This window comes from Streptomyces sp. WAC07094 (genome assembly GCF_036320405.1).
GTDB classification, from domain to species: Bacteria; Actinomycetota; Actinomycetes; order Streptomycetales; family Streptomycetaceae; genus Streptomyces; species Streptomyces lannensis.
Genome location: NZ_JAVMJZ010000001.1, coordinates 3,197,105 through 3,223,791, shown reverse-complemented (window position 1 = coordinate 3,223,791; position 26,687 = coordinate 3,197,105). Strand labels below are relative to the sequence as shown.

27 protein-coding genes and 1 pseudogene are annotated in these 26,687 nt (G+C 69.9%); 20 read left to right on the top strand and 8 right to left on the bottom strand.

Going from position 1 to position 26,687, the window contains the following annotated elements; all coding sequences use genetic code 11:
* Positions 1 to 3 precede the first annotated feature (3 nt).
* The 13 genes from RCR19_RS14095 (at position 4) to RCR19_RS14035 (ending at position 10,298) form a co-directional block, all read left to right on the top strand.
* Complete coding sequence (locus RCR19_RS14095) at positions 4 to 384, top strand: TadE family protein (RefSeq protein WP_331269434.1); 381 nt, start codon at positions 4 to 6, stop codon at positions 382 to 384.
* A 35-nt stretch (positions 385 to 419) separates the two neighbouring features.
* Positions 420 to 1,760, top strand: a complete 1,341-nt coding sequence (locus RCR19_RS14090; RefSeq protein WP_331265471.1) for a CpaF family protein — start codon at positions 420 to 422, stop codon at positions 1,758 to 1,760.
* Between the two features lie 25 nt (positions 1,761 to 1,785).
* Positions 1,786 to 2,733: a type II secretion system F family protein gene (locus RCR19_RS14085; protein ID WP_331265470.1), complete on the top strand. Its 948-nt coding sequence runs from the start codon at positions 1,786 to 1,788 to the stop codon at positions 2,731 to 2,733.
* Between the two features lie 10 nt (positions 2,734 to 2,743).
* Positions 2,744 to 3,634, top strand: coding sequence for a DUF5936 domain-containing protein (locus RCR19_RS14080; RefSeq protein WP_331265469.1), 891 nt, complete (start codon positions 2,744 to 2,746; stop codon positions 3,632 to 3,634).
* Positions 3,631 to 4,935 (top strand): histidine kinase, encoded by a 1,305-nt coding sequence (locus tag RCR19_RS14075; protein WP_331265468.1) that lies wholly within the window; start codon positions 3,631 to 3,633, stop codon positions 4,933 to 4,935. The genes RCR19_RS14080 and RCR19_RS14075 overlap by 4 nt, the downstream gene beginning before the upstream one ends.
* Entirely contained in the window at positions 4,928 to 5,692 is a 765-nt protein-coding gene (locus RCR19_RS14070) for a response regulator transcription factor (protein WP_331265467.1), read from the top strand. The genes RCR19_RS14075 and RCR19_RS14070 overlap by 8 nt, the downstream gene beginning before the upstream one ends.
* A 105-nt stretch (positions 5,693 to 5,797) precedes the next feature.
* Entirely contained in the window at positions 5,798 to 5,998 is a 201-nt protein-coding gene (locus RCR19_RS14065; protein WP_331269433.1) for a hypothetical protein, read from the top strand.
* Positions 5,995 to 6,603: a pilus assembly protein TadG-related protein gene (locus RCR19_RS14060; RefSeq protein ID WP_331269432.1), complete on the top strand. Its 609-nt coding sequence runs from the start codon at positions 5,995 to 5,997 to the stop codon at positions 6,601 to 6,603. The genes RCR19_RS14065 and RCR19_RS14060 overlap by 4 nt, the downstream gene beginning before the upstream one ends.
* Before the next feature lie 15 nt (positions 6,604 to 6,618).
* Positions 6,619 to 7,209 carry a hypothetical protein gene (locus RCR19_RS14055; RefSeq protein ID WP_331265466.1) on the top strand — a complete coding sequence of 197 codons (591 nt, stop codon included), beginning with the start codon at positions 6,619 to 6,621 and terminating at the stop codon, positions 7,207 to 7,209.
* Positions 7,210 to 7,215: 6 nt separating this feature from the next.
* Entirely contained in the window at positions 7,216 to 7,833 is a 618-nt protein-coding gene (locus RCR19_RS14050; protein ID WP_331265465.1) for an OmpA family protein, read from the top strand.
* A gap of 98 nt (positions 7,834 to 7,931) precedes the next feature.
* A complete protein-coding gene (locus RCR19_RS14045; protein ID WP_059129192.1) occupies positions 7,932 to 8,507 on the top strand; it encodes a dihydrofolate reductase family protein in 576 nt (191 codons plus the stop codon).
* Between the two features lie 40 nt (positions 8,508 to 8,547).
* Positions 8,548 to 9,420 (top strand): LLM class flavin-dependent oxidoreductase, encoded by an 873-nt coding sequence (locus RCR19_RS14040; protein ID WP_331265464.1) that lies wholly within the window; start codon positions 8,548 to 8,550, stop codon positions 9,418 to 9,420.
* A gap of 107 nt (positions 9,421 to 9,527) precedes the next feature.
* The gene (locus RCR19_RS14035; protein ID WP_331265463.1) at positions 9,528 to 10,298 is read left to right on the top strand and encodes a class I SAM-dependent methyltransferase; all 771 of its coding nucleotides are present in this window, start codon (positions 9,528 to 9,530) and stop codon (positions 10,296 to 10,298) included.
* A gap of 212 nt (positions 10,299 to 10,510) precedes the next feature.
* Here the strand turns inward: RCR19_RS14035 and RCR19_RS14030 are convergent, their stop codons facing one another.
* Positions 10,511 to 10,846, bottom strand: a complete 336-nt coding sequence (locus tag RCR19_RS14030; RefSeq protein WP_331265462.1) for a DUF192 domain-containing protein — start codon at positions 10,844 to 10,846, stop codon at positions 10,511 to 10,513.
* A gap of 594 nt (positions 10,847 to 11,440) precedes the next feature.
* Between RCR19_RS14030 and RCR19_RS14025 the strand changes: the two genes are divergently transcribed.
* The 4 genes from RCR19_RS14025 (at position 11,441) to RCR19_RS14010 (ending at position 16,484) form a co-directional block, all read left to right on the top strand.
* Positions 11,441 to 12,214, top strand: coding sequence for an isoprenyl transferase (locus RCR19_RS14025; protein WP_331265461.1), 774 nt, complete (start codon positions 11,441 to 11,443; stop codon positions 12,212 to 12,214).
* 349 nt (positions 12,215 to 12,563) lie between these two features.
* Entirely contained in the window at positions 12,564 to 13,889 is a 1,326-nt protein-coding gene (locus RCR19_RS14020; protein ID WP_220292771.1) for a PhoH family protein, read from the top strand.
* A 401-nt stretch (positions 13,890 to 14,290) separates the two neighbouring features.
* Positions 14,291 to 14,995, top strand: coding sequence for a lytic transglycosylase domain-containing protein (locus RCR19_RS14015; RefSeq protein ID WP_331265460.1), 705 nt, complete (start codon positions 14,291 to 14,293; stop codon positions 14,993 to 14,995).
* Between the two features lie 172 nt (positions 14,996 to 15,167).
* Positions 15,168 to 16,484 carry an AI-2E family transporter gene (locus tag RCR19_RS14010; protein ID WP_331265459.1) on the top strand — a complete coding sequence of 439 codons (1,317 nt, stop codon included), beginning with the start codon at positions 15,168 to 15,170 and terminating at the stop codon, positions 16,482 to 16,484.
* A gap of 123 nt (positions 16,485 to 16,607) precedes the next feature.
* Here the strand turns inward: RCR19_RS14010 and RCR19_RS14005 are convergent, their stop codons facing one another.
* A complete protein-coding gene (locus RCR19_RS14005; protein ID WP_331265458.1) occupies positions 16,608 to 17,141 on the bottom strand; it encodes an alkyl hydroperoxide reductase in 534 nt (177 codons plus the stop codon).
* Positions 17,142 to 17,144: 3 nt separating this feature from the next.
* Positions 17,145 to 17,699, bottom strand: a complete 555-nt coding sequence (locus RCR19_RS14000; protein ID WP_331265457.1) for a peroxiredoxin — start codon at positions 17,697 to 17,699, stop codon at positions 17,145 to 17,147.
* A 158-nt stretch (positions 17,700 to 17,857) separates the two neighbouring features.
* On the opposite strand from RCR19_RS14000, the gene RCR19_RS13995 reads away from it, so the two are divergent.
* Both RCR19_RS13995 and RCR19_RS13990 read left to right on the top strand, forming a co-directional pair.
* The gene (locus RCR19_RS13995; protein ID WP_331265456.1) at positions 17,858 to 18,844 is read left to right on the top strand and encodes a LysR substrate-binding domain-containing protein; all 987 of its coding nucleotides are present in this window, start codon (positions 17,858 to 17,860) and stop codon (positions 18,842 to 18,844) included.
* 61 nt (positions 18,845 to 18,905) lie between these two features.
* A pseudogene (locus RCR19_RS13990) lies at positions 18,906 to 19,097 on the top strand (hypothetical protein); the annotation flags it as partial.
* 73 nt (positions 19,098 to 19,170) lie between these two features.
* Here RCR19_RS13990 and RCR19_RS13985 read toward each other — a convergent pair.
* The 5 genes from RCR19_RS13985 to RCR19_RS13965 form a co-directional block, all read right to left on the bottom strand.
* Positions 19,171 to 21,468: an ABC transporter permease gene (locus RCR19_RS13985; protein ID WP_331269431.1), complete on the bottom strand. Its 2,298-nt coding sequence runs from the start codon at positions 21,466 to 21,468 to the stop codon at positions 19,171 to 19,173.
* A gap of 86 nt (positions 21,469 to 21,554) precedes the next feature.
* Positions 21,555 to 22,244 (bottom strand): ABC transporter ATP-binding protein, encoded by a 690-nt coding sequence (locus RCR19_RS13980; protein ID WP_331265455.1) that lies wholly within the window; start codon positions 22,242 to 22,244, stop codon positions 21,555 to 21,557.
* Complete coding sequence (locus tag RCR19_RS13975; protein ID WP_331265454.1) at positions 22,241 to 22,765, bottom strand: PadR family transcriptional regulator; 525 nt, start codon at positions 22,763 to 22,765, stop codon at positions 22,241 to 22,243. Before RCR19_RS13975 ends, RCR19_RS13980 begins: the two co-directional genes overlap by 4 nt.
* A gap of 94 nt (positions 22,766 to 22,859) precedes the next feature.
* On the bottom strand, positions 22,860 to 23,141 hold the full coding sequence (locus RCR19_RS13970) for a hypothetical protein (RefSeq protein ID WP_331265453.1): 282 nt from the start codon (positions 23,139 to 23,141) through the stop codon (positions 22,860 to 22,862).
* Complete coding sequence (locus tag RCR19_RS13965) at positions 23,138 to 24,070, bottom strand: SPFH domain-containing protein (protein WP_331265452.1); 933 nt, start codon at positions 24,068 to 24,070, stop codon at positions 23,138 to 23,140. Before RCR19_RS13965 ends, RCR19_RS13970 begins: the two co-directional genes overlap by 4 nt.
* Before the next feature lie 238 nt (positions 24,071 to 24,308).
* Here RCR19_RS13965 and RCR19_RS13960 point away from each other — a divergent pair, with 238 nt between their 5' ends.
* Positions 24,309 to 26,648, top strand: coding sequence for a transglycosylase domain-containing protein (locus RCR19_RS13960; protein WP_331265451.1), 2,340 nt, complete (start codon positions 24,309 to 24,311; stop codon positions 26,646 to 26,648).
* The last annotated feature ends 39 nt before the right edge of the window (positions 26,649 to 26,687 follow it).

The window sequence follows — 26,687 nt, the reverse complement described above, 5'->3', positions numbered from 1 at the left end:
TCCGTGCGCGGCAGGGCGGCGTCCCCGTCGAGGTGGCGGGCTCGCCGCCGGGACGACCGCGGTGTCTCCATGCTTGAGTTCGCCGGCTACCTCCCCGTCCTGCTCGTCATCGGCATGGCCGCCATCCAGCTGGGCCTCGTCGGCTACGGCATCAACCAGGCAGGCACCGCCGCCCGCGCGGCCGCCCGGGTCGCATCCCGGGACGGCGACGGCTCGGCGGCGGGCGCGGCCGCCGTCAGCGGCTGGCTCTCCCCCGACGTACCGCCGCCGGCGAAGGGCGCCGACACCACCACCGCCACCGTCACCGTGCACGTCCCCGCCGTGATCCCCCTCTTCGACGGCTGGGACGTCACCCGCCACGCCACCATGCCCAACGACGACTGAACCAGCCGTACGACAGAGAGGAGTTGACGACCGACATGAGCCTGCGCTCCCGTATCGCCGCCCCCGACGACGGGGGAGCCGCCCGAGAGGACGGACACCTCGTCGCGGTCTACCGCGCCAAGCTCCTCGAAGAGATCGACCTCGCCGAGATGTCCGGCCTCGCGGCCGCCGAACGCCGGGCCCGGCTCGAGCGCGTCCTCGGGCACATCATCAGCCGGGAAGGTCCGGTCCTCTCCTCGTCCGAACGCTCCCAGCTGATCCGCAGGGTCGTCGACGAAGCCCTCGGGCTCGGCGTCCTCGAACCGCTGCTTGCCGACGCGTCGATCACCGAGATCATGGTGAACGGCCCGGACTCGGTCTTCGTGGAGCGCGCCGGCCGCGTGGAACAGCTTCCCCTCCGCTTCGCCTCCACCGAGCAGCTGATGCAGACGATCGAGCGGATCGTCTCGACGGTCAACCGCCGCGTCGACGAGTCCAACCCGATGGTCGACGCCCGCCTGCCCACCGGCGAACGCGTCAACGTCATCATTCCGCCGCTCGCCCTGACCGGCCCCACGCTGACCATCCGCCGCTTCCCGCGCGCGTACACCCTCCCCGAGCTGATCGGCCTCGGCTCCCTCGACGAGCAGATGCTGATGCTGCTCGCCGCCTTCGTCCGGGCCCGCTTCAACCTCATCGTCAGCGGCGGTACGGGCACCGGCAAGACCACCCTGCTCAACGCCCTGTCCGGGCTGATCCCCTCCCGCGAGCGCATCATCACGATCGAGGACTCCGCCGAACTCCAGCTCCAGCAGGAGCATGTGATCCGGCTGGAGTCCCGCCCGCCGAACGTCGAGGGGAAGGGCCGGATCACCATCCGTGACCTGGTCCGCAACAGCCTGAGGATGCGCCCCGACCGCATCATCGTCGGTGAGGTCCGCGGCGGTGAGACCCTCGACATGCTCCAGGCGATGTCGACGGGCCACGACGGCTCCCTCGCCACCGTGCACGCCAACTCCGCCGAGGACGCGTTGATGCGGCTGCAGACCCTCGGGTCGATGTCCGAGGTGCTGATCCCCTTCGAGGCGCTCAAGGACCAGATCAACTCGGCGGTGGACGTGGTCGTGCAGCTCGCGCGGCACGCCGACGGCTCCCGCAAGGTCGTGGAGATCGCGCTCGTGGTGTCCCACGGACGCGAACAGTTCCGCGTCGCCACCGTGTGCCGCTTCGTTCCCCAGCCGCTGGCCGCCGACCGGATCGTCCGCGGCCGCTTCGAGCACCTCCCGCTGCCCCGGAGCGTCGCGGAGAAGCTCTACGCCGCCAACGAGCCGCTGCCGCCCGCCTTCGGCGTCGCCGAGGCCATCGACGCCCTCCACACGAGGCAGGCCATCGGATGACCCCCGTCCACGTAAGGAGCGCGCCATGAACGACCCCGCCCTCCTCGCCCTCGGCGCCACCGTCCTCACCGGCACGCTCACCGTGGCCGGCGTGCACATGTACGCCTCGGGGCGCGCCCAGCGCCAGACGCTCGTCGACCGGCTCTCCGGCACGGCGACGGGCCCGGCCCGCACCGCGAGCGGCCGGGTACGCCGTTTCACGGGCGTCGACCGCCGGGTGCGCCGCACCCGCCTCGGGCGCACCGTCCAGCTGCGCCTGTCGGCGACCGGACTCGACCTGACGGCAGGGGAGTTCTTCACCTACGTCACCGCCGTCGTCGTGGCGCTCTGGCTGATCGCCGCGGCGACGCTCGCCCCCTTCTTCGGGCCCCTCGCCGCGCTGATCGGGGTGTGGGGCGCGGCGATCTTCCTCAACTGGCAGCGGCAGAAGCGCATCGAGGCCTTCATCAACCAGCTGCCGGACGTGGCCCGCCTCCTGGCCAACGCGACGGCCGCCGGGCTCGCCCTGCGCACCGCCCTCGCCATGGCGGCGGAGGAACTGGAAGCCCCGGCCGGGGAGGAACTGGCCCGGGTCGCCGATCAGCTGACGCTGGGCCGCTCTGTCGACGACGCCCTCGACGAACTGGCCGAACGACTCCCGTCCCGTGAGCTGATCGTCCTCGTCACCACACTCGTCCTGGCCAACAAGGCGGGCGGCTCGGTGGTGAACTCGCTGCGCAACCTCACCCAGACCCTGGAGGACCGCAAGGAGACCCGGCGCGAGGTCCGCACGATGCTCTCCGAGGTCAACGCCACCGCCTTCACGGTCCCGCTGCTGGGCCTAGGCTCCCTCGTCCTGGTCAACTCCTCGAACGAAGGCGCCCTGGCCCGCGTCACCGGCTCACCGCTCGGTCAGGGGCTGGTACTGCTCGCCCTCGGCCTCTACACGGTCGGCTTCTTCGTCATCCGCCGCCTCGGCAAGATCGAAGTGTGAGGAGGCCGCGATGACATCACTGCTCCTCGCCCTGCTGATGGCGGTCTCGGTCGCCGGGATCCTGCTCGGCGTGCGCATGATCCGAGCGGACGCCAAACTGCCGAGCGACCTGCAGCTCGCCCTGGAGGTCGGGGCCGGCCGCGTGTCCAGGACCGGATCGGCGGTCGACCGCCTCGGCATACGCTTCGCACCCTTCGTCCTGCGTCTGATGGGCCCGCGCCGGGTCGACGACAAGCGCCGCCGCATCGACATGGCCGGCAACCCGAACGGCCTCACCCTCAACCGCTACGCCGCCCGCCGTGCGGTGTACGGCCTCTTCGGCTGCCTGATGGGCCTGATCTTCCTCTCGGGCGGCCATCCGCTGCTCGCGGTCGCCACGTTCGCGTTCGGTCTGCTGGCGGCCGACGCGCTGATCTGGCAGGCCGTCCGCGAGCGCAAGGAGGTCATCGACCGCACCCTGCCGGACTTCCTGGACGTGCTGGCGGTCGTCGTCTCCGCCGGGCTGGGCTTCCGCCAGGCACTCGACCGGGTCGCGGAGAAGTACGAGGGACCCTGGGCGGACGAACTGCGCATCACCCTGCGCCAGATGGACATGGGGGTCAGCCGCCGCCAGGCCTTCGACGAGTTGCGCCGACGCAACTCGTCCGAGCAGGTCGCCCAGTTCGTCTCGGCACTGCAGCAGGGCGAGGAGCTCGGTTCCCCCATCGCCGAGACGCTGATCCAGCTGGCCACGGACATGCGGCGGACCGACGCGCAGAACGCCCGCCGCCGTGCGGCGAAGACGATCCCCAAGGCCACGCTGGTCACCCTGGTCTTCATGCTTCCGGCCACGATGATCCTCATCGCGACGGGCATGTTCCTGGGGTCGGGGACGGACTTCGGATCGATCCTGGGCCGATGATGAGCAGCCGTGCCCCGCGCCCCACACCCGGGTACCTGGAGGACGACGCCCCGCCGCCGGCGAGCGTCCGCCTCCAGCTCGGCGCGCTCCAGGCCCTGTGCCGCCAGACCGTCGCCGTACGACTGGCCCTGGTCCTGATCGGCGCGCCCTTCGCACTGGCCAACACCGCCGACGGCGCCCCGCGCTACGCCGTCCTCGCGGCCGCCGTCCTCGGTGTCATGACGTCGTACGCCCTGCTGCGCGACTGGGACCGGGTCGGCCCGCGTCTGCTCGCCCACCCGTCCCTGATGGCGCTCGACCTCCTCTTCGTCGCCACACTGCTGCTCACCGCGTCCCCCGCCTCCCCCCTCGCGTACGCCACCGTCTGCACGCCACTGCTGTCCGGCCTGCTCTACGGCTGGCGGGGGGCGGGCGCCATCACCGGCCTGCAACTGGTCGTCTTCGTAGCGGTGTTCCGGGCCTGGGAGCAGCGCCCGGGCGCCGGCGTCAGCACCCTTCTGATCGCCGGATTCTGCGTCGCCGCGGGCATCATCGGGGTGACCCTGCGCAATCTGCTGTTCCGTTTCGGGGCCGCCGGCCAGGCGCTGTCCGAGGCGAACGCACGCCTGGCCGCGGCGGAGGCCGTCGAGTCCGAACGGGCCTTCCTCGCCCGGGAGATGCACGACTCGGTGGCCAAGACACTGCACGGTCTCGCCCTGGCCGCGGAGGCGCTCGCGCTGTCCGCGGACCACGCCGACCCCGAGACGCTCGAGCGCCAGGCGAATCAGGTGGCCGGCGCGGCCCGCAGGGCGGCGGCGGAGTCCCGGGACCTGCTGTCGGACCTGCGGCGCCGCACGGACTTCAGGGCGGCCCGGGTGGACGTATCGGCGGAACTGGCGGTCCGGGGACGCGAGTTCGCCGGACGCGCGGGTCTCGAGGTCGAGCTGGCCAAGCCGGAGGCACCGCTGTTCCTGCCGTACGCGACGGCGCACCACGTCCTGGCCGTCGTCTCGGAGGCACTGGAGAACACACACCGCCACGCCCGTGCGACCCGCGTCCGCATCACGCTCGACACCACCGGGGACACCGCCCTCGATCTGCGGATCGGGGACGACGGCGTCGGTCTGCCACCGGGCACCGCACCTGGGGACCTGGCGAAAACCGGCCACTTCGGGCTGCTCGGCATGGCGGAACGTGCCGCGACCCTGGGCGGCCGCCTCCGGCCGGGCCGTTCCCCGCTCGGCGGCGCCGAGATCCATCTGCACGCGCCCCTCGCGGACACCGCTCCGCACACCCCCGAGGAGGAGGCCGCACATGCCTGACCAGGCGCTTCCCGACCCGCCCCTGCGCGTGCTCGTGGCCGACGACAATCCGGTCGTGCGGGCGGGACTCGCCGCCCTGCTGTCCACGCGCCCCGGCATCAACGTGGTCGCAGAGGCGGCGGACGGTGGGCAGGCGCTCGCTCTCAGTGCCCGGCACCGTCCCGACGTCGTCCTCCTGGACGTGCGGATGCCGGGCACGGACGGACTGACCGCACTGCCCGAACTGGCCCGCCGGTCCCTCGTGATGATGCTGACGTACAGCAGGGAACCCGACGTCGTGGCCGAGGCGCTGCGCCGCGGGGCCTGCGGCTATCTGGTGCACGGCGAGTTCACGGCGGCCGAACTGATCACGGCGGTACGGGAGCTGAGACGGGGACGGCCGACGGTCTCGCCCGCGGTCGCGCCGCCGTCCGGTCCTGTCTTGTCCTCGCTCGGTGTTTCCTACGAACGGGGCGAAAGTACTTCGCAGTTGCAATCGGTCGTGTCAGAGTCGTCGACGGCCGGGGCCGCCCGCACGGGGAGCCTGCGGCGCCGTGCCGCGAGTCGGCTGGACTTCGGTCTCAGCTCGAGGGAGGTGGAGGTCATGGATCTCATCGCGTCCGGGATGAACAACCGGCAGATCGCCGCCGCCTGCTTCATCAGTGAGAAGACGGTCAAGAACCACATCAATCGCATCTTCGCGAAACTGCACAGTTCCTCGCGCAGCGAAGCGATCGCCCACTGGCTCGGTACGGCACGAGAGGGGTGGACCGGGTGACGGCCACCGCGGGGGGAAGTTGGGTCCCTGGGCCCACTCGGAGTACGCATGTTCTCACCTACCGTGCTGAGGTCGGCAGTGCGATCGGACGGGAGGGCGGACGCCATGGCCGGGTTCGACAGGTGGAGGCAGACCCTCGTCTCCCGGATGAGGGGCGAGGGCCGGGACGCGGGAGCCGGGTTCGTGGAGTACGCGGGCCTGATGATCATCATCGCCGGGATCTTCACGCTGATCGACAGCCTGGGCCTGGACGGCCTGATCTCGGGAGCGATCCTGCGGGCGGTCAACGACGTCATCGGCGGCTGACCGCTTCACTTCTCCCGAGTGACCGGGGGCAGACACTCCCGATCTATATCTGGCTGACGGGGATTCTGCTGTTCGTTGCGCTCGCGTTCTTCGTGTTCGCCCAGGCAGCGTCAGCCCGTAATGGAGCCCAGTCGGCGGCGGACGCTGCCGCTCTGGCAGCGGCCCAGGATGCCCGGGACGAGTTGATGGACCGTCTCGGGGCCGACGTCGGGCAGGACGACGACTGGCTCGACTGGCTCCGTGGGCGGCTGCCCGCCGATGAGGGTGCCACCAGCGCCGCGCAGCAACTGGCCTCGGAGAACGACTCGACCGTTGTGGGCGGGGCCCAGCCGGTCACCAGGAACGGATATCCAGGCTTCCAGGTAGGCGTTCAGACGAACTACACGGTCGGCCACTCGATCATTCCGGGCACCGAAGGCCTTCGGGCGAAGGCCCAGGCCGTCGCCGTCGTCCAACCGCGCTGCGACTTCGACCCGGACGCGGACCCCGGGAAGCCAGTCGAACTGGACTGCGACGGCCGGATCGTGAACATCGACCCCGAAGATTTCGAACAGGACGACCTTCCTGACGCGTCCGTGCTGTTCTCTGTGCATCTGGCCGAGTGAAAGGAAGCCGTACCGATGGACTTTCGGCACACCATGAAGGGCCGCAGGGCGCTGAGCGCGGTCGCGATCACGACCGGGCTGCTCCTCACGGTGGCCGGTTGCGGCGGTGGGGACGGAGGAACGTCCGACAAGGGAGCTCCGTCTTCCTCGGCTCCGGCGAAGAACAGCGGCGGCGCCAAGCAGGCATCGCAGCAACCCGACTCCGGTACGGTGCTGGCGGAGGTCAAGGGGGAGAACGGCCTCACCCTCACGGTGACATCGGCCAAACGCGACGGCGGGGGGTTCGTCACGGTCGAGGGATCGGTCACGAACAACACGGACAGCATCTGGGTCGCGGCCAACTGGCGCGGTGACGAACGCGAGCTGTCCAAGAACGGCGCGTCCATCGCCGGTGCCAGTCTGATCGACCAGAAGGGCAAGAAGAAGTACCTGATCCTGCGCGACACCTCGGGCCGGTGTCTGTGCACCCAGTTCACGGGCGGCGTGCAACAGGGCGCCACTGCCCAATGGTTCGCCCAGTTCCCCGCCCCACCGGAAGGGACCACCGACGTCGACTTCCAGGTCGGCTCCATGCCCCCTGCCCCGATCCAGATCTCCCAGGGGTGACCCACCATGGCCCCCACCCCCCGCGTCACCCTCGTCGCGGCCCTCGCCCTTCTCACCCTGACCGCCACGCCCCAGGCGCTCGCCGACGACGGACCGAGCGCGCCGCCCGGGAGTGTCGCCACCTCGCCGCCGCCGTCCGTCGATCCCACCAGCCCCGGGCTCAAACTCGCCGACGGTGCCACGCTCGCGCCCGCCAAGGTGCTCGACATCAAGTCCGTCGTGGAGGACCTCGGCGGCGAGGAACGTCGTGAGGACACCAACGAGAGCGTCACCTTCGCGCTCCAGGCGGAGGTGCTGTTCCCCAAGGACAGCGCCAAGCTGAACCCGCAGGCCCGCTCCCGTATCGACGCCATCGCGGAGGAGATCAGGAAGCAGAACGCGCGCAGCGTCCGCGTCTTCGGCTTCACCGACAACCTCGGCAGCTACGCCCACGGCCTGGTCCTCTCCAAGAAGCGCGCGGAGGCGGTGCACGACCGGCTGGCCTCGACCCTCGGCGGGAACGTCACCTTCGAGGTGCGCGGCTACAGCGAGGACTATCCGATCGCCGACAACTCCACGGAGGAGGGCCGGCGCAAGAACCGCCGCGTGGAGGTGTCGTTCCCCAGAGGAGACTCGTCTTCGTAGGAGTGCGCGCATTCGACGGAGCCGCCTCCGCCCCCGTGCGGCACGGCTGCGCGATGCTCGTGCAGTCCAGTCGGTCGGTGCCGGAACCGGGAGCTGTCATGAGAAAGATCGTCCTGATGATGTCGATGTCCCTGGACGGCTACATCGAGGGCCCCGACCGCGAGATCGACTGGCACCTCGTGGACGACGAACTGCACCAGCACTTCAACGACGTGCTCAAGGAGATGGGCGCCTTCCTCAACGGACGTGTGACCTACGAGCTGATGGCCGGTTTCTGGCCCACCGCCGACGCCGATCCCCATCGTTCGGGGCCCATGATCGAGTACGCCCGGATCTGGCGGAACATGCCCAAAGTGGTGTTCTCCCGCACCCTGGAGCATGCCGACTGGCACACCACCGTCGTCCGGGACGTCGTCGTCGACGACATCCTCGCCCTCAAGGCACAGGACGGCGGGGACCTGGCACTCGGCGGAGCGGCCCTCGCGGCCGAGTTCCTGCGGCTCGACCTCGTCGACGAGTTCCGGGTGTACGTCCACCCGATCCTCGTCGGCCGTGGACAGCGGCTCTTCCCCGACAGCGACGCCCTGACCGCGCTCCGACTGATCGATTCCCGTCGGTTCGGCAACGGAGTCGTGCTGCTGCACTACGAGCGTCCGGGCGCGGCCGACCGGTAAAGGTGTTGTCCGGGCCCGGTCCGCTCGATAGGAAGACCGCATGACTGGACTCGGTGCTGTGTTCCGGCCCCAACTGCCTCCCGAGCGACTGCGTGCGATGGCACGGCTCGCGGACGACTCGGGCCTGGAGGAACTGTGGCTGTGGGAGGACTGTTTCCTGGAGGGAGGGGTCTCCGCCGCCTCCGCCGCGCTCGCCTGGACCGAGCGGCTGCGGATCGGCGTCGGACTGCTTCCGGTGCCCCTGCGGAACGTCGCGGTCACCGCGATGGAGGCCGCGACGCTCGATCGGTTGTTCCCGGGGCGGGCGATCCTCGGCGTCGGGCACGGTGTGCAGAGCTGGATGGCCCAGGTCGGGGCCCGCGCCGACTCGCCGCTGACCCTGCTGCGCGAGCATCTCGACGCCCTGCGCGCCCTGTTGCGCGGTGAGCGGGTCACCACGGACGGGCGGTACGTGAGGCTGGACGGTGTCGCGCTGGACTGGCCGCCCGCGCAGGCGGTCCGCATCCTCGCGGGCGCCACCGGACCGCGCACGCTGCGGCTGTCCGGCGAGGCGGCCGACGGGACCATCCTCACCTCGTCCACGACACCCGAAGGCGTACGGAAGGCCCGTCAGCTCATCGACGCGGGACGGGAGTCGGCGGGCCGCACCGATCCCCATCGCATCGTCGTGTATCTGCGCACCGCCACCGGTCCGGACGCCGTCGCACGGCTGAGCGCGGACATGGCGGCGGGCGGGAAGGACCCGGGGGCGGAGCACGGGGTGGCCGGGGACGCGGGCACGGTCGCCAAGGCCGTCCGGAGCCTCGCCGACGCCGGCGCGGACACGGTGGTCCTCGAGCCGACCGCGGACGAGCCGGACCCGGAGGCGTTCGTGCGGTTCGCGGCCCACGAGGTACGGCCCCTGCTGCCGTAGCTCCGGGGCAGGCCCTGACGGGGCCGGTCGTCCGCCCCTCCGTGTGGGCGAACGGCCCCGCAGGAAATTCGTTCGCGATCCCTCCCCGGCATTGGGACGATCGCCGCATGACCCGCGGCCGCACCTTCGAAGAGCTCGTCAAGGAAGCCGTCGACGCCTCCGTCGACGGCTGGGACTTCTCCTGGTTCGACGGCCGGGCCACGGAGGAGCGGCCTTCGTGGGGGTACGCGCGTTCGATGGCCGAGCGTCTTGCGCACGCGTCGGCCGCGCTCGACATCCAGACCGGTGGAGGCGAGGTCCTGGCCTCGGCGCCTGCGCTCCCGCCGCTCACCGTCGCCACCGAGGGCTGGCCGCCGAACGTCGCGAGGGCCACCGCCCTGCTCCATCCGCGCGGCGCCGTGGTCGTCGCCTCTCCGGAGGAGGCGCCGCTGCCCTTCGGGGACGCCGCCTTCGACCTCGTCACCAGCCGGCACCCGGTGCGCACCTACTGGCGTGAGATAGCCCGTGTCCTGCGCCCCGGCGGCACGTACTTCTCCCAGCAGGTCGGCCCGGCAAGCGCCTTCGAGGTGGTCGAGTACTTCCTGGGACCCCAGCCGTCCGGGGTCCGCTCCGCCCGCGACCCCGGGCGTGCGGAGGCCGACGCCGAAGCGGCGGGCCTGGAGGTGACCGGGCTTCAGGAGGCCCGGCTGCGCATGGAGTTCCACGACATCGGCGCCGTCGTCCACTTCCTGCGCAAGGTGATCTGGATGGTTCCCGACTTCACCGTGGAGCGGTACGAGTCCCGGCTCCGTTCCCTGCACGAGCGGATCGAGTCCGACGGACCCTTCGTCGCCCACAGCACGCGCTTCCTGATCGAGGCGCGCAAGCCGCGCGGCTGACCGTGCACCGCATCACCACGCTCGAAATGTGAGACCGGCGACCGCATTCCGAGACGTTGGCTCAAGGTTTCCACATCGTTATCGACGTTGGCTCGATCCGGGTATCCCTGTCACGTAAGTTCAGACCAAGGTAAATCGCGTGAGCAAAGCTGCGCGGACGGCATCGCGCAGTGGAGGGGGCTGCGCGGCGCCGCGCCCGGCCGGAGGCACCGTCAGGCGTCCCGCACACTCACCCGCACCCCCCGCCGTATCCCCCACCGCTCCATGGCGCCGGCCTCGGCCTCCAGTACGTGGCGCGCGCGGAGCCGGGGCAGGCCGAGCCGCCCCGGCCGCATCGTCCGCACCGCGACCACCCGCAGTGCCGCGTCCAGGTAGGCGACGTCGATCGCGAAGCGCATGCCCAGCGTGTGCACGGCGCTCGCCGGGCTCATCAGCAGGGCGCCCTCGATCCCCGTGCGCCCGAGCAGTCCACGCCGCCGGGCGCCCGCCGAGCGGGCGATCTCCAGCGGCACCGGGGCGGGCATCCCCGCTGAGGTGAGCACGGCCATGGCTGCGAAGTTAGCGGTGGCGTCAAGTGGCAGCTTCTGGCGCCCGTCACCCGCCGGGAGTACGTACGGACATCTCTCCGCGCGTCCCTCTAGGCCGCGCAAACCCCTTGGATACCTCAGGATTCAGCCGGATTCCCTTTGAATCCGCTGTGTTTCGGCCATGGACACACCCTGAATGAACGCCTCCGGGGCCACCGTGGCGTTGTCGCGCGATTTCGGAGAGTAGTTGTGGCACGCCGATGCACGCAGCATCACTTACGAAGGGTTATGGTGGAAACCCCCCCTCGGGCCGGTCCGTCTCCCCCCCCACGGACCGGCCCGTTTCCTTTCCCCGCGGCCGAGCCCCGCGGTCCGACCCGGCGCGCCCGCCGAGCCCGCCGCCCGTGCGGGAGCGTCTTCCCGCACCCGACACAAAACCCGGAATCCCGGGTCATGCGGCCCCCGTTCGCGGGTACGCAGCCGACACAGACCACTGACACCCCTTGGCGGGGCCCGGGTTTCCCGGGAGTAGGCTTCGCCTCCGGGGACCGACATCTGACGGGGATCGCGCACGCCCGCACCTGTCTGATCCGTACGGAGGGGCTGACAATCACCGTGAACCTGCGCGACAAGCTGCGCGGCCTGCTCGTCAGGCTGTACGCGCGCCGGGTGGAGGGCCACCTGGACCACGCTCAGGTGCCCAAGCACATCGGCGTCATCATGGACGGCAACCGACGCTGGGCGAAGGCCGCGGGTTCGACCACCGCGCAGGGCCACCGGGCCGGGGCCGACAAGATCGAGGAGTTCCTCGGCTGGTGCGCCGAGACGGACGTCGAGGGCGTGACGCTCTGGCTGCTGTCGACGGACAACTTCGACCGGCCGAAGGAGGAGCTGGTCCCGCTCCTCGGCATCATCGAGGACGTGGTCCGCTCCCTCGCCGCCGACGGGCGCTGGCGGGTGCATCACGTGGGGGCCCGCGATCTGCTGCCCGCGCAGATGCAGGGCGTCCTCAAGGAGGCCGAGGAGGCCACCGCACACATCGACGGAATACTCGTCAACGTCGCGATCGGCTACGGCGGGCGCCAGGAGATCGCCGACGCCGTCCGCTCGATGCTTCTCGAGGCCCATGACAAGGGCGTGTCGGTGGAGGACCTGGCCGAGTCCGTCGACGTCGATCTGATCGGCAGACACCTCTATACGAGTGACCAGCCCGACCCCGATCTGGTGATTCGCACGAGTGGCGAACAACGGCTGTCCGGCTTCATGCTCTGGCAGACCGCGCATTCGGAGTACTACTTCTGCGAGGTCTTCTGGCCGGCCTTCCGCAAGGTCGACTTCCTGCGCGCCCTGCGTGACTACGCGGCGCGCCACCGTCGCTACGGCGGCTGAGAAGCCACTCGCCGAGGCGCCCGGGCATCCGCCGTTCGGCGGTACGTACTCACTCGCTCGGGTGTAAAAGTTACAAGGAGTTCATCGGGGCGCCGTCATATGCCGTGGCATGGCGGCGCATGTTCGAGGGCATAAGACCAGACAGGTCGACACCCGAACCACGGGTGTCGTATCTCAGCGGACGGCTCGGGGTCGTCCGCCCGGGAGGCCCTTTGCACCAGCGCCACCGTGCGGTCTCGGCACGGAGGAAGCAGTGGAGGGCCGGTTCTCGGCCCGTGCATCGTGGCCGACGACCGGTCCAGCTCCACTCCGTCGCTCCCCGACCTCATCCGAGGGGGTACGTCCTTCCGTGGTGACCAGCACAAAGCGCCACAAGCCAGACCGGCGCACCTATGTTCTCGACACCAGCGTCCTATTGGCCGACCCGAACGCCATGACCCGCTTCGACGAGCACGAGGTCGTGCTCCCGGTGGTCGTGGTTACCGAGCTGGAGGCCAAGCGGCACCATCCCGAACTCGGCTATTTCGCCCGGCAGGCCCTGCGCCTCCTCGACGACTACCGGGTGCGGTACGGCCGACTCGACGCCCCCATCCCGACCGGGGACCTCGGCGGGACCCTCCGTGTCGAGCTCAACCACTCGGACCCCAGCGTGCTGCCCACCGGCTACCGCCTGGGGGACAACGACTCCCGCATCCTCGCGGTCGCCCGCAATCTGCAGGCCGAGGGCTTCGACGTCACCGTCGTGTCGAAGGACCTGCCGCTGCGGATCAAGGCGTCGTCCGTCGGGCTCCAGGCCGAGGAGTACCGCGCGGAACTGGCCATCACGGACTCCACCGGCTGGACCGGAATGTCCGAACTGACGCTGTCCGGCGAACAGGTGGACATCCTCTTCGAAGAGGGACACGTATACGTTCCCGAAGCCGCCGGTCTGCCCGTGCACACCGGCCTGACGATCCAGTCGGAGCGGGGCAAGGCGCTGGGCCGCGTCACGGCCGAGGGCAACGTCCGCCTGGTGCGCGGCGACCGGGAGGCGTTCGGCATCAAGGGGCGCAGCGCGGAGCAGCGGATCGCGCTCGACCTGCTGCTCGACCCGGACGTGGGGATCATGTCGATGGGCGGCCGCGCCGGCACCGGCAAGTCGGCACTGGCACTGTGCGCCGGCCTCGAGGCGGTGCTGGAGCGCAGGCAGCACCAGAAGGTGATGGTCTTCCGGCCGCTGTACGCGGTCGGCGGCCAGGAGCTCGGCTATCTGCCCGGCACCGAGGCCGAGAAGATGAGCCCCTGGGCCCAGGCGGTCTTCGACACGCTGTCGGCGGTCACCTCCCGCGAGGTCATCGAGGAGGTCACCGCGCGCGGGATGCTGGAGGTCCTCCCGCTCACCCATATCCGCGGACGTTCGCTCCACGACGCCTTTGTCATCGTGGACGAGGCGCAGTCGCTCGAACGGAACGTGCTGCTGACCGTTCTGTCCCGGATCGGCGCCAATTCACGGGTGGTGCTCACCCATGACGTCGCCCAGCGGGACAACCTGCGGGTGGGCCGGTACGACGGCGTGGTCGCCGTCGTGGAGAAGCTGAAGGGGCATCCGCTCTTCGCCCACGTCACCCTGACGCGGTCCGAGAGGTCCCAGATCGCCGCCCTTGTTACCGAAATGCTCGAAGACGGGCAGATCTGACCCGGGCATTCAACGCGGGGTTGTTACTCGCGGGTTGGCGCCGTCCGGCAAAGGCCAAGAGCCTAGCCGGGCGGCGCCTTCGCGTGCGGGAGTTTCCGAGATTCCACTGGGCCAAACGGGATGTGAGCTTTCACACGCAACACAGAATTGCCACTCGGCGTCCGGTTACGGCAGAGTCTCACTCCTGTCAGGCCCCGCATACGACACACCTGTACCCCCAGCGGTACGGCACCTCAAAAGCACCACAGCCAACTTCACAGCGCCGTCGTATGCCGCCCGAGCACCACGCGGCCACCTCCGACAGGGGGTTGCCCACCGGGCCCGTGCCTCCCGTGACCCCGCAGTTGGGAGGCCAGCGTCAGGGGGCACGATTGCGTCCGCCAGGGTCACCCAAGCGGACGATGCTGGAAGGAAACCGTGTGAGCCGGATTTCGGTCCGGGGATTCGCAGTGGCCTCGGCCACGGCGGTCACCGCTGTCGGCGCCGTCACTGGTGTTGCCTCGGGCAGCACCGGGCAGCCCTCGAGCGACGCCGAGGCAACGGCAAGCGACTCGATGCTCCTCGCTGACATACCTACGGGTCAGCAGGCCCAGGTCCAGACCGCGTCGCTGACGCAGCAGGCCGACGCACAGGCCATCGCCGCGGACGCGAGCGCCAAGAAGGACGCCGAGGAGTCGGCCCGTAAGCAGGCGGCCGCGGACGCGATCGCCAAGCAGGAGGCCGCGCAGAAGGCCGAAGAGGCCGCGAAGGCGCGCAAGGAAGAGCAGGCCAAGGCCAGCCGCAGCGCGTCCAGCTTCGCCGTCCAGAGCTCTTACACCGTTGCGCAGATCCAGGCGATGGCGCGTCAGATGGTCGCGGCCGACCAGTTCCAGTGCTTCAGCAACATCGTGGACCACGAGTCCAGCTGGAACTACCGCGCGGTCAACGCGTCCTCCGGTGCCTACGGTCTCTTCCAGGCCCTGCCCGGCTCCAAGATGTCGTCCGTCGGCTCCGACTGGCAGACGAACCCGGCCACGCAGATCAAGTGGGGCCTCAACTACATGAACGGCCGCTACGGCAGCCCGTGCCAGGCCTGGTCGTTCTGGCAGGCCAACAGCTGGTACTGAGCCGCGGCCCCGCCTCCGGGCGGGCGCTCAACCTCATGAAGCCCCTCACCGTCTATGGGTGAGGGGCTTCGGCCGTTTACCCGTGCGGGGCCCCGCCGTGTACGGTCGGAAGCGACGACTCCCGGGGGGAGTGGTGGGGAGCACTCAGGGACGCGGGGGAGGAGGACGGATCATGTCGCAACTGCCAGGGTGGCTCTCACGGCTCGGCGCCGGGCTCAGCCAGGTGGGGGAGCGGCTGGACGAACGCCGTGCCGAGGTCGAGAAGGACCACCACACCGAGTCGGCGACCGCCCCGGTGCCGGACGGAGTTCCGCCGCCTCCGGCGCATCCTCCCGTCGTACCGGCACAGGCGCGTCCGCATCCCGTCGAGGCGGTGCCGTGGGGCGTGCGGGTGGCGGCCGAGGCCGGCTGGCGGGTACTCGTGCTCGCGGGCACGCTCTGGGTGCTCATGCGGGTCATCAGCGCCGTCCAGTTGGTGGTGCTGGCGTTCGTGTGCGCGCTGCTCATCACGGCGCTCCTGCAGCCGACCGTCGCGCGGCTGACCCGTCACGGTGTGCCGCGCGGTCCGGCGACCGCGCTGACCGCCATCCTGGGCTTCGTCATCATGGGCCTCATCGGCTGGTTCGTGACCTGGCAGGTCATGGAGAACATCGACTCGCTCTCCAACCAGATCCAGGACGGCATCGACGAGTTGCGCAAGTGGCTGCTCAACAGCCCCTTCCACGTCACGGACAAACAGATCAACCAGATCGCCAAGAACCTGCGCGAGGCGATCGGTGCGAACGCCGACCAGATCACGTCGACGGGCCTCGAGGGCGTCCAGGTCATCGTCGAGGCACTGACCGGAATCCTCCTGACCGTCTTCTCCACCTTGTTCCTGCTGTACGACGGCCGGCGCATCTGGGAGTGGACGCTGAAGCTGGTGCCCGCGGCGGCGCGGCCGGGAGTGGCCGGTGCCGGCCCCCGCGCCTGGCGCACGCTGACGGCCTACGTCCGCGGCACGGTGATCGTCGCTCTGATCGACGCCACCTTCATCGGCCTCGGCATCTACTTCCTGAACGTGCCCATGGCCGTGCCGCTCGCCGTCTTCATCTTCCTCTTCTCGTTCATCCCGCTGGTGGGCGCCGTGGCCTCCGGCGCGCTGGCGGTGGTGGTGGCGCTGGTGACCCAGGGCGTCTTCACCGCGATCATGACTCTCGTGGTGGTCCTGGCCGTCCAGCAGATCGAGGGGCACATCCTGCAACCGTTCATCCTGGGCCGGGCCGTGAGGGTGCATCCGCTCGCGGTGGTGCTCTCCGTGACGGCCGGCGGCATGGTGGCCGGCATCGGCGGCGCGGTGGTGGCCGTACCGCTGGTGGCGGTGACGAACACGGTGGTGGGCTATCTGCGGTCGTACGCGGCCGCCAGAACACCGCACCCGGTTCCCCAGCCTGCGTCCGTACCGGCGGCGGAGGCACCGCCACCGCAGGACAGCCCGACGACCGTGTGAGCGTCGGTCCGGCGGGGGAGGGCGAGGCCGTTCGGGCCGAAGCACGAGAGCCGGGCGAACAGCCGCGGGGCCCCGCCCACCGCGGAGGTGACCGGGGCCCCGTAAGGCGGACGCTCTGGCGCGCTACTCGGCGAGGATCGCCTCGGCGTCCAGTGTCACGCCGACGGCCTGGATCACCGACGCGATCTTGAAAGCCTCCTGGACGACCTCACGGTCGACACCTGCCTTGCGGAGCACCTGCTCGTGCGAGTCCAGGCACATCCCGCAGCCGTTGATCGCCGACACCGCGAACGACCACAGCTCGAAGTCGACCTTCTCGACCCCGGGGTTGCCGATGACGTTCATCCGCAGGCCCGCGCGGAGCGTGCCGTACTCGTGGTCCGAGAGCAGGTGGCGGGTGCGGTAGAAGACGTTGTTCATCGCCATCACGGCGGCCGCGGACTTCGCCGCGGTGTACGCCTGCGGCGAGAGGTTCGCCTTCGCCTCGGGCGCCAGCTCGCGCAGCACGATCGGCGAGCGGGACGCGATCGCCGTGACCAGCGCCGTGCCCCACAGCTGCTGCGTCGGCAGGTCGGAGTTGCCGATGACCGAACCCAGGTTGAGCTTCAGGTCCTTGGCGTAGTCCGGCAGGGCGGACTTCAGGGAGTCGAGGGACATCGCTCACTCACCGGCCAGCAGTTCGACCGCGTCGAGGGTGCTCTCGCCCTTGTTCCAGTTGCAGGGGCACAGCTCGTCGGTCTGCAGGGCGTCCAGGACCCGCAGCACCTCCTTGGGGTTACGGCCGACGGAGCCCGCGGTCACCATGGTGAACTGGATCTCGTTGTTCTGGTCGACGATGAAGACGGCACGCTGCGCAAAACCGTCCTCGCCCTCGATGCCCAGGGCCCGCATCAGCTCGTGCTTGGAGTCCGCCATCATCGGGAACGGCAGGTCGCGCAGGTCCGGGTGGTCCTTGCGCCAGGCGTGGTGGACGTACTCGGAGTCGCCGGAGAAGCCGAGGATCTGGGCGTCACGGTCGGCGAACTCGTCGTTCAGCTTGCCGAAGGCCGCGATCTCGGTGGGGCACACGAAGGTGAAGTCCTTGGGCCACGCAAAAACGATCTTCCACTGACCCTCGTAGGTCTTGTGGTTGATCTCCTCGAACTCCCTGCCCTTCTCCAGCGAGACGCAGGCGGTCAGTTCGAACTCGGGGAACTTGTCACCGACAGTGAGCACACGCTCTCCTTGCAGCACAGAAGCACCACGAACACAAGGTGCTTCTCATGGGTTGGACGTCTGCGATCCTGGCACATGGTGCATTGATTCAAGAAATAGCTACACTCTGACCAGTTGATCGATGTCTGCTATCAGTCACTATCGGTAGGGGGTTGGGAATGGGTGGGACCAGGACGAACGGGCGCCGCCAGCCCAGTCTCGCCCAGCTGCGCGCCTTCGCCGCCGTCGCCGAGCACCTCCACTTCCGGGACGCGGCCGCCGCGATCGGCATGAGCCAGCCCGCCCTGTCCGGCGCGGTCTCCGCCCTGGAGGAGGTCCTCGGCGTCACCCTGCTGGAGCGCACCACCCGCAAGGTCCTCCTGTCGCCGGCCGGTGAGCGGCTCGCGGTACGGGCCAAGGCGGTGCTGGCGGAGGTGGGCGCGCTCATGGAGGAGGCCGAGGCCGTCCGGGCTCCGTTCACCGGGGTGCTGCGGCTCGGGGTGATCCCGACCGTCGCGCCGTATCTGCTGCCGGCCGTCCTCAATCTCGTCCACGACCGCTATCCGTACCTCGACCTGCAGGTCCACGAGGAGCAGACCGCGAGCCTGCTCGACGGACTCACCAGCGGCCGTCTGGACCTGCTGCTGCTCGCCGTCCCCCTCGGTGTGCCGGGTGTCGTGGAACTTCCCCTGTACGACGAGGACTTCGTGCTCGTCACACCGCTCGACCACCGGCTCGGCGGCCGGGAGGGCATCCCCCGGCAGGCCCTGCGTGAGCTGAACCTGCTGCTGCTCGACGAGGGGCACTGCCTGCGCGACCAGGCCCTCGACATCTGCCGGGAGGCCGGCCGCGGCATCAGCGGGGCGGGGCGGGGTCCCGCGGTGGGCACGCCGGTGACCACGACCGCCGCCGGGCTGTCCACCCTCGTCCAACTCGTCGCCGGCGGCCTCGGGGTGACCCTGCTGCCGCGCACCGCCCTCCAGGTGGAGACCTCCCGCAACAGCCGGCTGCGCACCGGCCGCTTCGCCGATCCGGCCCCGTCCCGGCGCGTCGCCTTCGCGATGCGCGCGGGTGCCGCGCGAGGGGCCGAGTACGAGGAGCTGGCCGGGGCGCTCCGCGAGGCGCTGCGGCCGCTGCCCGTACGGGTGTTGGGGCCTGACGACTGAGAATCCCCGGTTCGCGCGGGAAACGGGCGGCGGCGGGCTCCGGGTCTCCGGGCAGCCCGGGATGGTCGAGGACGTGTTCAAGGAACGCCGCGGTGTCTCCAGCGAGAACCACTTCTTCCAGGAGATCCACGTCAACAGCGAGAACCTCACCCATCTGTTCGTGCGGACGAGTGAGCAGCAGGACGTGGTCGCGGTGGTGGTGTGCCGCAAGTCGGTGAACGTCGGCATGCTCTTCGCCCAGGTCCGCAGGGTGTCAAGGAGTACGCCCCGTGAACGCGTGCGGGCCCCTCCCGGTCAGGGGAGGGGCCCGCACGGCAGGGTGTCGCTCACTCCGTACGCAGTCCGTCCGGCCGCATCAACCGCAGCAGCGGCGGCAGGCTGAGCAGCGTCACGACGAGGACGACCGCGGCGCCGATACCCGTCATCGACAGCACGCTCGCCCAGTCCACGCTGATGCTCTGCGCGGTCATCTTCAGCAGGACCGCCCCCAGGGCCAGGCCGACCACCGACGCCAGCACCAGTCCGAGCGCGATCGGGATGGCCGTCTGCCACAGTACCGACAGGCTCAGCGTGCGGCGCCGGGTGCCGAAGGCGACCAGCGACGACAGCAGCTTCTTGCGCTCCCGCAGCTGCTCCAGCTGCGACACCAGCAGGCTCGCCCCGATCAGCGCCAGCACGCAGGTGGCGCCGACGAACAGCCCGGTGCGGATGGAGGTGAACCGGTGGGACTGCTCGGACGCCGCCCAGACCATCGGATTCGCCTGCACGTCGATCTTCGCCGCCGTGTTCCGTACGTACTCGCGTACATCCGGCACGGACTGGTCGAGCGACAGGTAGACCACCCCGGTGACGATCCGTCCGGCCCGCTCGGGCAGCGCGCTCGGCGTCATCAGGACCCCGCCGCGCCGCACTCCCGTCGGGTCCTCGATCGACCGGGCCTGCTTCAGTTTCGCCGGCACGGTCCAGGCCACCGCGCCGCTGTGCTCGCTTCCGTAGGAAGGATCGAGGTAGAGCTTCCGGCCCGGTGCGACGAGCTTCGGCGTGTCGGTGTCGTACTCGGCGCCCCGCAGCACGAACACGTCACCGTCGTGGCACGAGGGCAGCGTGGCCAGCTCGCGCAGGGCGGCGCAGTCGCCGATGCTGAGGTCGCTGGACATCTCGGGGTCCTTGCTGCGCTCGCCGATACCGGTGCCGGACAGCGCGGTGGTCTTCCGTACGCCGAGCGTGGTGCCGAACTTCGCGGCAGCCGCGTCGACCGCCACTCCGCTCGGCAGGCTCACCTGCATCTGCGCCCGCGAGAGATCGTTCTGCGACTGCTTGGTGTAGTCGCTCTCGACCCCGGCGAACAGCATCTGCAGCGCGATCGCGCCGGCCACCGCCACCGCGATGCCGTTGACCATGCGGGCCGCCGTGCCGCTGCTCAGCTGGAGCCTGCGCACGGCGAGTTGCCAGGCGACACCGCCCCGGCCGAGCCGTGCGACGACCGTCTCGACCACCCAGGGAAGCAGGGCGGTGATGCCCACCAGCAGCAGGACGACGCCGCCGGTGACCAGGTACTGGTTGAAGTCCCCGTGGGTCCGGCCCTTGCCGATCATCGGGTAGAGCATCGCGAGTCCGGCCAGCGGCAGCAGCAGCCGCCACCACAGCCGGCGTCTGGCGGGCCGCGCCGTGCGCACCACACCGAGCGGCTCGATGACGACACCGCGCAGCGCGAACAGCGTCACCAGCACCGCGGCCGCCGGGACCGCGACCGCGACGAGCACGGCGAGCAGCGGCGAAGGGTTCAGATAGCTGGGGAACACGCTGACGTCGAGGACCACCGCCGATCCCGCCGCCTGACGTCCCACCAGGAAGAACCCGGCCCCGAGGACCAGGCCGAGCAGAGCCCCCGCGAGCGCCTCGCCCGCGGCGATCCGCCGGGTCATCCCGCCGTCGGAGCCGATCAGCCGCAGTGCGGCGAGCCTGCGGTCGCGCCGCTCACCGCCGAACCGCACGGCCGCCGCGATGAACACGGCCACCGGGGTCAGCAGCACCACGAAGACGACGAGGGACAGCAGGACCAGCACCGGGTCAGACCGCTCGGTCGTCGGGTTCGGATTGCCGAAGCGGTCGATCCGGGCCACCGACGAGCCGTCGATCTTCGTGGCGAGACCGTCCGCCCCCGCGTAGTAGGCGAGTTCGGCCGAGCCGATGAGCCCGCTCTCGCCGATGGTCCCGACGATCCGGTACGGCAGCCGCTCCCGCAGCAGCTTCCCGCCGCCGGAGGCGAGGAGTTCCTTCAGCGCGGGGGAGACGACCATCTCGCCCACCGCCGGGAACCCGTCCACCCCCGGCGGAAGCGGTGCCCGTGCGCCCTCGGGCTCCATCAGCCGTCCACGCACGTCCTTCTCGCGGTACGTCGTGTCGATGTCCGCGATCACGAGGGTGTCGTCGGCCTTGGGCATGACCGTCTGGCTGTAGGTGTAGTCCAGGCGCGCCTCCTCGCGGTCGCGCCGCACCGTGAGCGCGTTCGGCAGTGCGGTGGTGAGGAGCAGCAGGGCCACCCCCAGTCCGACGCCGACGGCCGTCAGCAGGAGCCTGACCCATCCTTCCCGCCCGCCGGTGACGGCGAACCGGACACCCATGGCCAGGTCCCGGAAGCTCCCCCGGGTTCCCGCCCTCGCTCGGGCGGGGACACCCTCGTGAGCCGGGAGCCGCCCCGATCGCGTGCTCATACGACGCGCTCCATGTCCCGCGACTTGCCGTCCCGTACGACGATCTCGCGGTCGGAGTACGCGGCCACCCGTGCCTCGTGCGTGACGAGCACGACGGCGGCGTTGGTGGACCGGGCGGCCTCGGTCAGCAGCTCCATCACCCGCTCGCCGTTGAGGGAGTCCAGCGCGCCGGTGGGCTCGTCCGCGAACAGCACGCGCGGGTTGGTGACCAGGGCGCGGGCGACGGCCACACGCTGCCCCTGACCTCCGGATATCTCACCGGGGCGCTTGCCGGCGAGATCGTCGACCTCGAGGCGCTCCATCCAGGACAGGGCGGTCCGCTCGGCCTCCTTGCGCGAGGTACCGCTCAGACGCATCGGGAGGGCCACGTTCTCGACGCAGGTCAGTTCGGGCACGAGCTGACCGAACTGGAACACGAAGCCGAACTCCGAGCGCCTGAGCAGGCTGCGCTCGGCGTCGCTCATGCCGGCCATCTCACGGCCGTTGTAGAGGATCGAGCCCGAGTCGGGGGGCACGATCCCGGCGAGACAGTGCAGCAGGGTCGACTTCCCCGAACCGGACGGACCCATCACGGCGACGATCTCGCCCGGGTGGATGGAGAACTCGGCGCCGTCGAGGGCCACGGTCGGACCGTACGTCTTGCGCAGGTCCTGGGCGGTCAGCAGGGAACCGGGGGGAGGAGTCACTTGGCCACCGCCTCGGCGAGCTTGTCGAGGCGTGCGGCGGTCAGTTCCAGCCAGCGCAGATCGGCCTCGAGGTGGAACAGGGCGTGGTCGCAGATCAGCTGGTCGGCCAGGTCGCCCTTGCGCTTGCGGTCGGTCAGGATCCGCATCATGCGCAGGTGCTCGGCACGCTGCGTGTCGAGTATGTCGGCCGCGTCGCGGTGTGTGAGCAGTGCGAGGACGACCTTGGTGTAGAGGGTCGACTGCAGATACGGCTCGGGCTTCTCCGGGGTCGCGAGCCACTGCTGAACGTCGGTGACCCCGGCGTCGGTGATGGCGTAGCGCTTCCGTTCTGGGCCGCCGCCCGGCTCGATGCCGTCGACTTCGACGAGGCCGTTCTTCAGCAGCCGGGACATCGTCGAGTAGACCTGGCCGTAGTGCAGCGGCCGGTCGTGACCGAATTTCTCGTCGAAGGCCCGCTTCAGGTCGTAGCCGTGACGTGGTCCGGACTCCAGGAGTCCGAGAAGAGTGTGACCGATGGACATGGCAAGCACTGTACACATGGCGTATACACCCCACGTATACACAGTGCGTATAGATCTTGGTCCGGACCGCGTCTTCCCTGGTGGGAGCCGTTTGTCACGGTTCGGCTACATGGTTCGGACGCCCTGTCTGGGTCTCGGGGTCGTCGGATGCCGGCGGACGTCCGCGGCGGGGGATCGGTGCCGTCCCACGGGGGAGCCGGCCCGCCTCCGCGAGGGCCCGCCGGAGCAGGAACTCGATCTGGGCGTTGGCCGAGCGCAGTTCGTCCGACGCCCATCGGGCGAGCGCCTCGTAGACCGACGGATCCAGCCGCAGCAGCACCTGCTTGCGCTGCTGCGGCCGACGCCGGGGGGCCGGACCTTCGGAGGGATCCGTCACTGGTAGAGCGATCCGGTGTTGAGCACGGGCTGCGGCGCCCGGTCCCCGCAGAGCACCACCATCAGATTCGACACCATCGCCGCCTTCCGTTCCTCGTCGAGTTCCACGATGTCCTGCTCCGCGATCCGGGCGAGGGCCGCCTCGACCATGCCGACCGCGCCGTCGACGATCTGCCGCCGCGCGGCGACCACCGCTCCGGCCTGCTGCCGCTGGAGCATCGCGGAGGCGATCTCCGGCGCGTACGCGAGATGCGTGAAGCGCGACTCGACGATCCGCACCCCGGCGGCCTCCACGCGCGCCTGCAGCTCCGCGGCGAGCTTCTCGGTGATCTCCTCCGCGTTGCCCCGCAGTGAGAGCCCGTCCTCCTCGTGGGCGTCGTACGGGTACTCGATGGCGATGTGCCGTACGGCGGTCTCGGTCTGTGTGGAGACGAACTCCAGGTAGTCGTCGACCTCGAAGGTGGCCTGCGCGGTGTCCTCGACCCTCCAGACCACCACGGCGGCCAGCTCGATCGGGTTGCCGTAGGCGTCGTTGACCTTCAGGACGGCGGTCTCGTTGTTGCGCACCCGGGTCGAGATCTTCGTGCGGGAGGTGAACGGGTTCACCCAGCGCAGTCCGTCCTGGCGGATGGTGCCGCGGTAGCGGCCGAAGAGCTGGACGACCCTGGCCTCGCCGGGTGCCACCGTGTTCAGGCCGGCCATCGCGATGAGCGCCGATATGGCGAGCAGGACACCGGCCACGATCAGCGCGGCCCCGGAGCCGGAGCCGAGGTTCGCCCCCAGTGCGATCAGGCAGGCGCCCAGCGCCAGTCCGACGAGCCCGAGAAGCAGCGCCGCCCCGCCGCCGATGCTGTGCGCGGCGAACTCGCGGACCCGGGGCGAGGGCATCTCCGGTAGGTCACCGGCAGCGGAAGCGTCTTGTACGGACATGGGTGGTATCCCCCGTTTCATCCACTAGCGCGACTCTAGCTAAGTGATAGCACATTACCCGTCATGACAACCTTTCATGCCGTTCGATCGTCGGTTCGGATGGGGCAGGTGCTGATTGTCACGTCCGCAAAAGGCGTGATCGGCGCGCCTTTGTCATATCGCGTGGTGTTAGTTTTCTGAGCTGACCCGAGCCACGCCCCTGTGTGACACACGAGAACGAAGCGGAGCGGATCGACCCATGGGACGAGCGGAAGAGAGACGAGCGCGGCAGCGCGGTGGCCGCCGCGCGGCGCCCAAGCGCTCGTCCGGAGCCGAGCGGACGGTCGGCTCCCCGTCGGTCGGCGGCAGGGCCGCAGCGCGTGCGAGCGCCGCCAAGAACAAGAAGGGCGGCATACGCAGGTTCTTCACCTGGAAGTCGATCCTCGGCACGCTGTTCGGCTTTGTGCTGCTCGTCATGGGCGCGTTCGTCCTGATGTACGTGATGACCCCGATCCCCGCGGGGAACGCCGCCGCCAAGCTGCAGTCCAACGTCTACAAGTACAGCGACGGCAGCATTCTCGCCCGCACCGGTGAGGTCAACCGCGAGAACGTCGACCTCGCCCAGGTGCCCAAGGAGGTCCAGCACACCTTCGTCGCCGCCGAGAACAAGACCTTCTACCAGGACGCGGGCGTCGACCTGAAGGGCACGGCACGCGGTCTGCTCAACACCGTCTCGGGCAAGGGCGCGCAGGGTGGTTCGACGATCACCCAGCAGTACGTCAAGAACTACTACCTGAACCAGAACCAGACCGTCACGCGCAAGCTGAAGGAACTGGTCATCTCGCTGAAGCTGGACCGCCAGAAGTCCAAGGAGTACATCCTGGCGGGCTACATCAACACCAGCTACTACGGTCGTGGCGCCTACGGCATCCAGGCCGCCGCGCAGGCCTACTACCGCAAGGACGCCAAGGACCTCACGGTGGAGGAGGGCGCGTATCTGGCGGCGCTGCTCCAGGCGCCGAGCCAGTACGACTGGGCCGTCGCCACCGACACCGGCAAGAAGCTGGTGCAGAACCGCTGGAACTACGTGCTCGACAACATGGTGGGCCAGCACTGGCTGGACGCGGGCAAGCGCACGGCCATGAAGTTCCCGGTGCCGAAGGCGCCCAAGGGGGCGCCCGGCATGGAGGGGCAGACCGGCTATCTGGTGGACGCGGCCAACGCGTCCCTGGAGAGGCAGCTCGTCTCCCAGGGCACCGCGGCCTCGATCGGTGACGCCGAGGCGCTCGTGAAGTCGGGCGGCTGGACCATCACCGTGAACATCGACAAGAAGAAGCAGGCCCAGCTGGAGCAGGCCGTCAAGGACAAGCTGACCAGCAAGCTGAACCCGAAGAAGCGCTCGGTCGACGGCGACGTCCAGCCCGGTGCCGTGTCCGTCGACCCCAAGACGGGCCGTGTGCTCGCCATGTACGGCGGCGTGGACTACCTCAAGCACTTCACCAACAACGCCACCCGCCGCGACTACCAGCCCGCCTCCACCTTCAAGCCGCTGATACTCGCCGCCGCCGTGGACGAGCAGGCCAAGACCCAGGACGACCGGGCGATCACCGCCAACACGATCTACGACGGCACCAGCGGCCGTCCGGTCAAGGGCAGCGCGATCGCCTTCGCCCCGCCGAACGAGGACGACCAGGACTACGGCGACATCACGGTCCAGAAGGCGATGAACCAGTCCGTGAACTCGGTCTTCGCGCAGATGGGCGTGGACGTCGGCATGGACAACGTGATGAAGGTCGCCGGCGACCTGGGCATGGACACCAAGGGCATGCAGGCCGTGCCCGCGCAGACCCTGGGCAGTATGGGCGCGAGCCCGCTGGAGATGGCCGGAATCTACGCGACCCTCGACAACCACGGCAGGAAGGTCACCCCGGCGATCATCAAGTCGGCCGAGCACAAGGACCGCACGGTCACCATGCCCGACCCGATCGGCGACCAGGTGATCAGCCGCGAGGCCGCCGACACGGTGACCTCGGTGCTCACCGGCGTGGTCGACGACGGTACGGCCAAGGTGTCGGTGCGGGACAACCCCTCGCGCGACGGCCAGCAGGTGGCGGGCAAGACGGGTACGTCCGACAACAACAAGTCGGCCTGGTTCACCGGTTTCACGCCGAACCTGGTCACCTCGGTCGGCCTCTTCGGTGAGGACGCCAAGACCCATGCCCAGGTCACCCTCCAGGGCGCCACGGGCCTGCTCCCGGCTCCCGGCCGTATCAACGGCGGTGGCTACCCGGCGCAGATATGGGCGGCCTACACCTTCGACGCGATGGGCGAGGTCGCCAAGTTCGACCTGGACACCACGCAGGGCGCCGCGGTCCAGCCGACCCTGTCGCCGACCCTCTCGCAGTCGCCGACCACGAGCCCGCCGTCGACGCCGACCACCGCACCGCCGACGTCCGAGCCGCCGACGACGCCGCCCGCCACGACTCCGGGCACCCAGCCGCCGACGTCCGAGCCGCCGACGACGACCCCGCCGGCACCTCCGAAGACCACGCCTCCGAGCACCCCGAAGATCCCGCTCGACCCTAACGGGGGGCAGTAGTACGAGGGAGCCCGGTGGACGGTTCACCGGGCTCCCTCG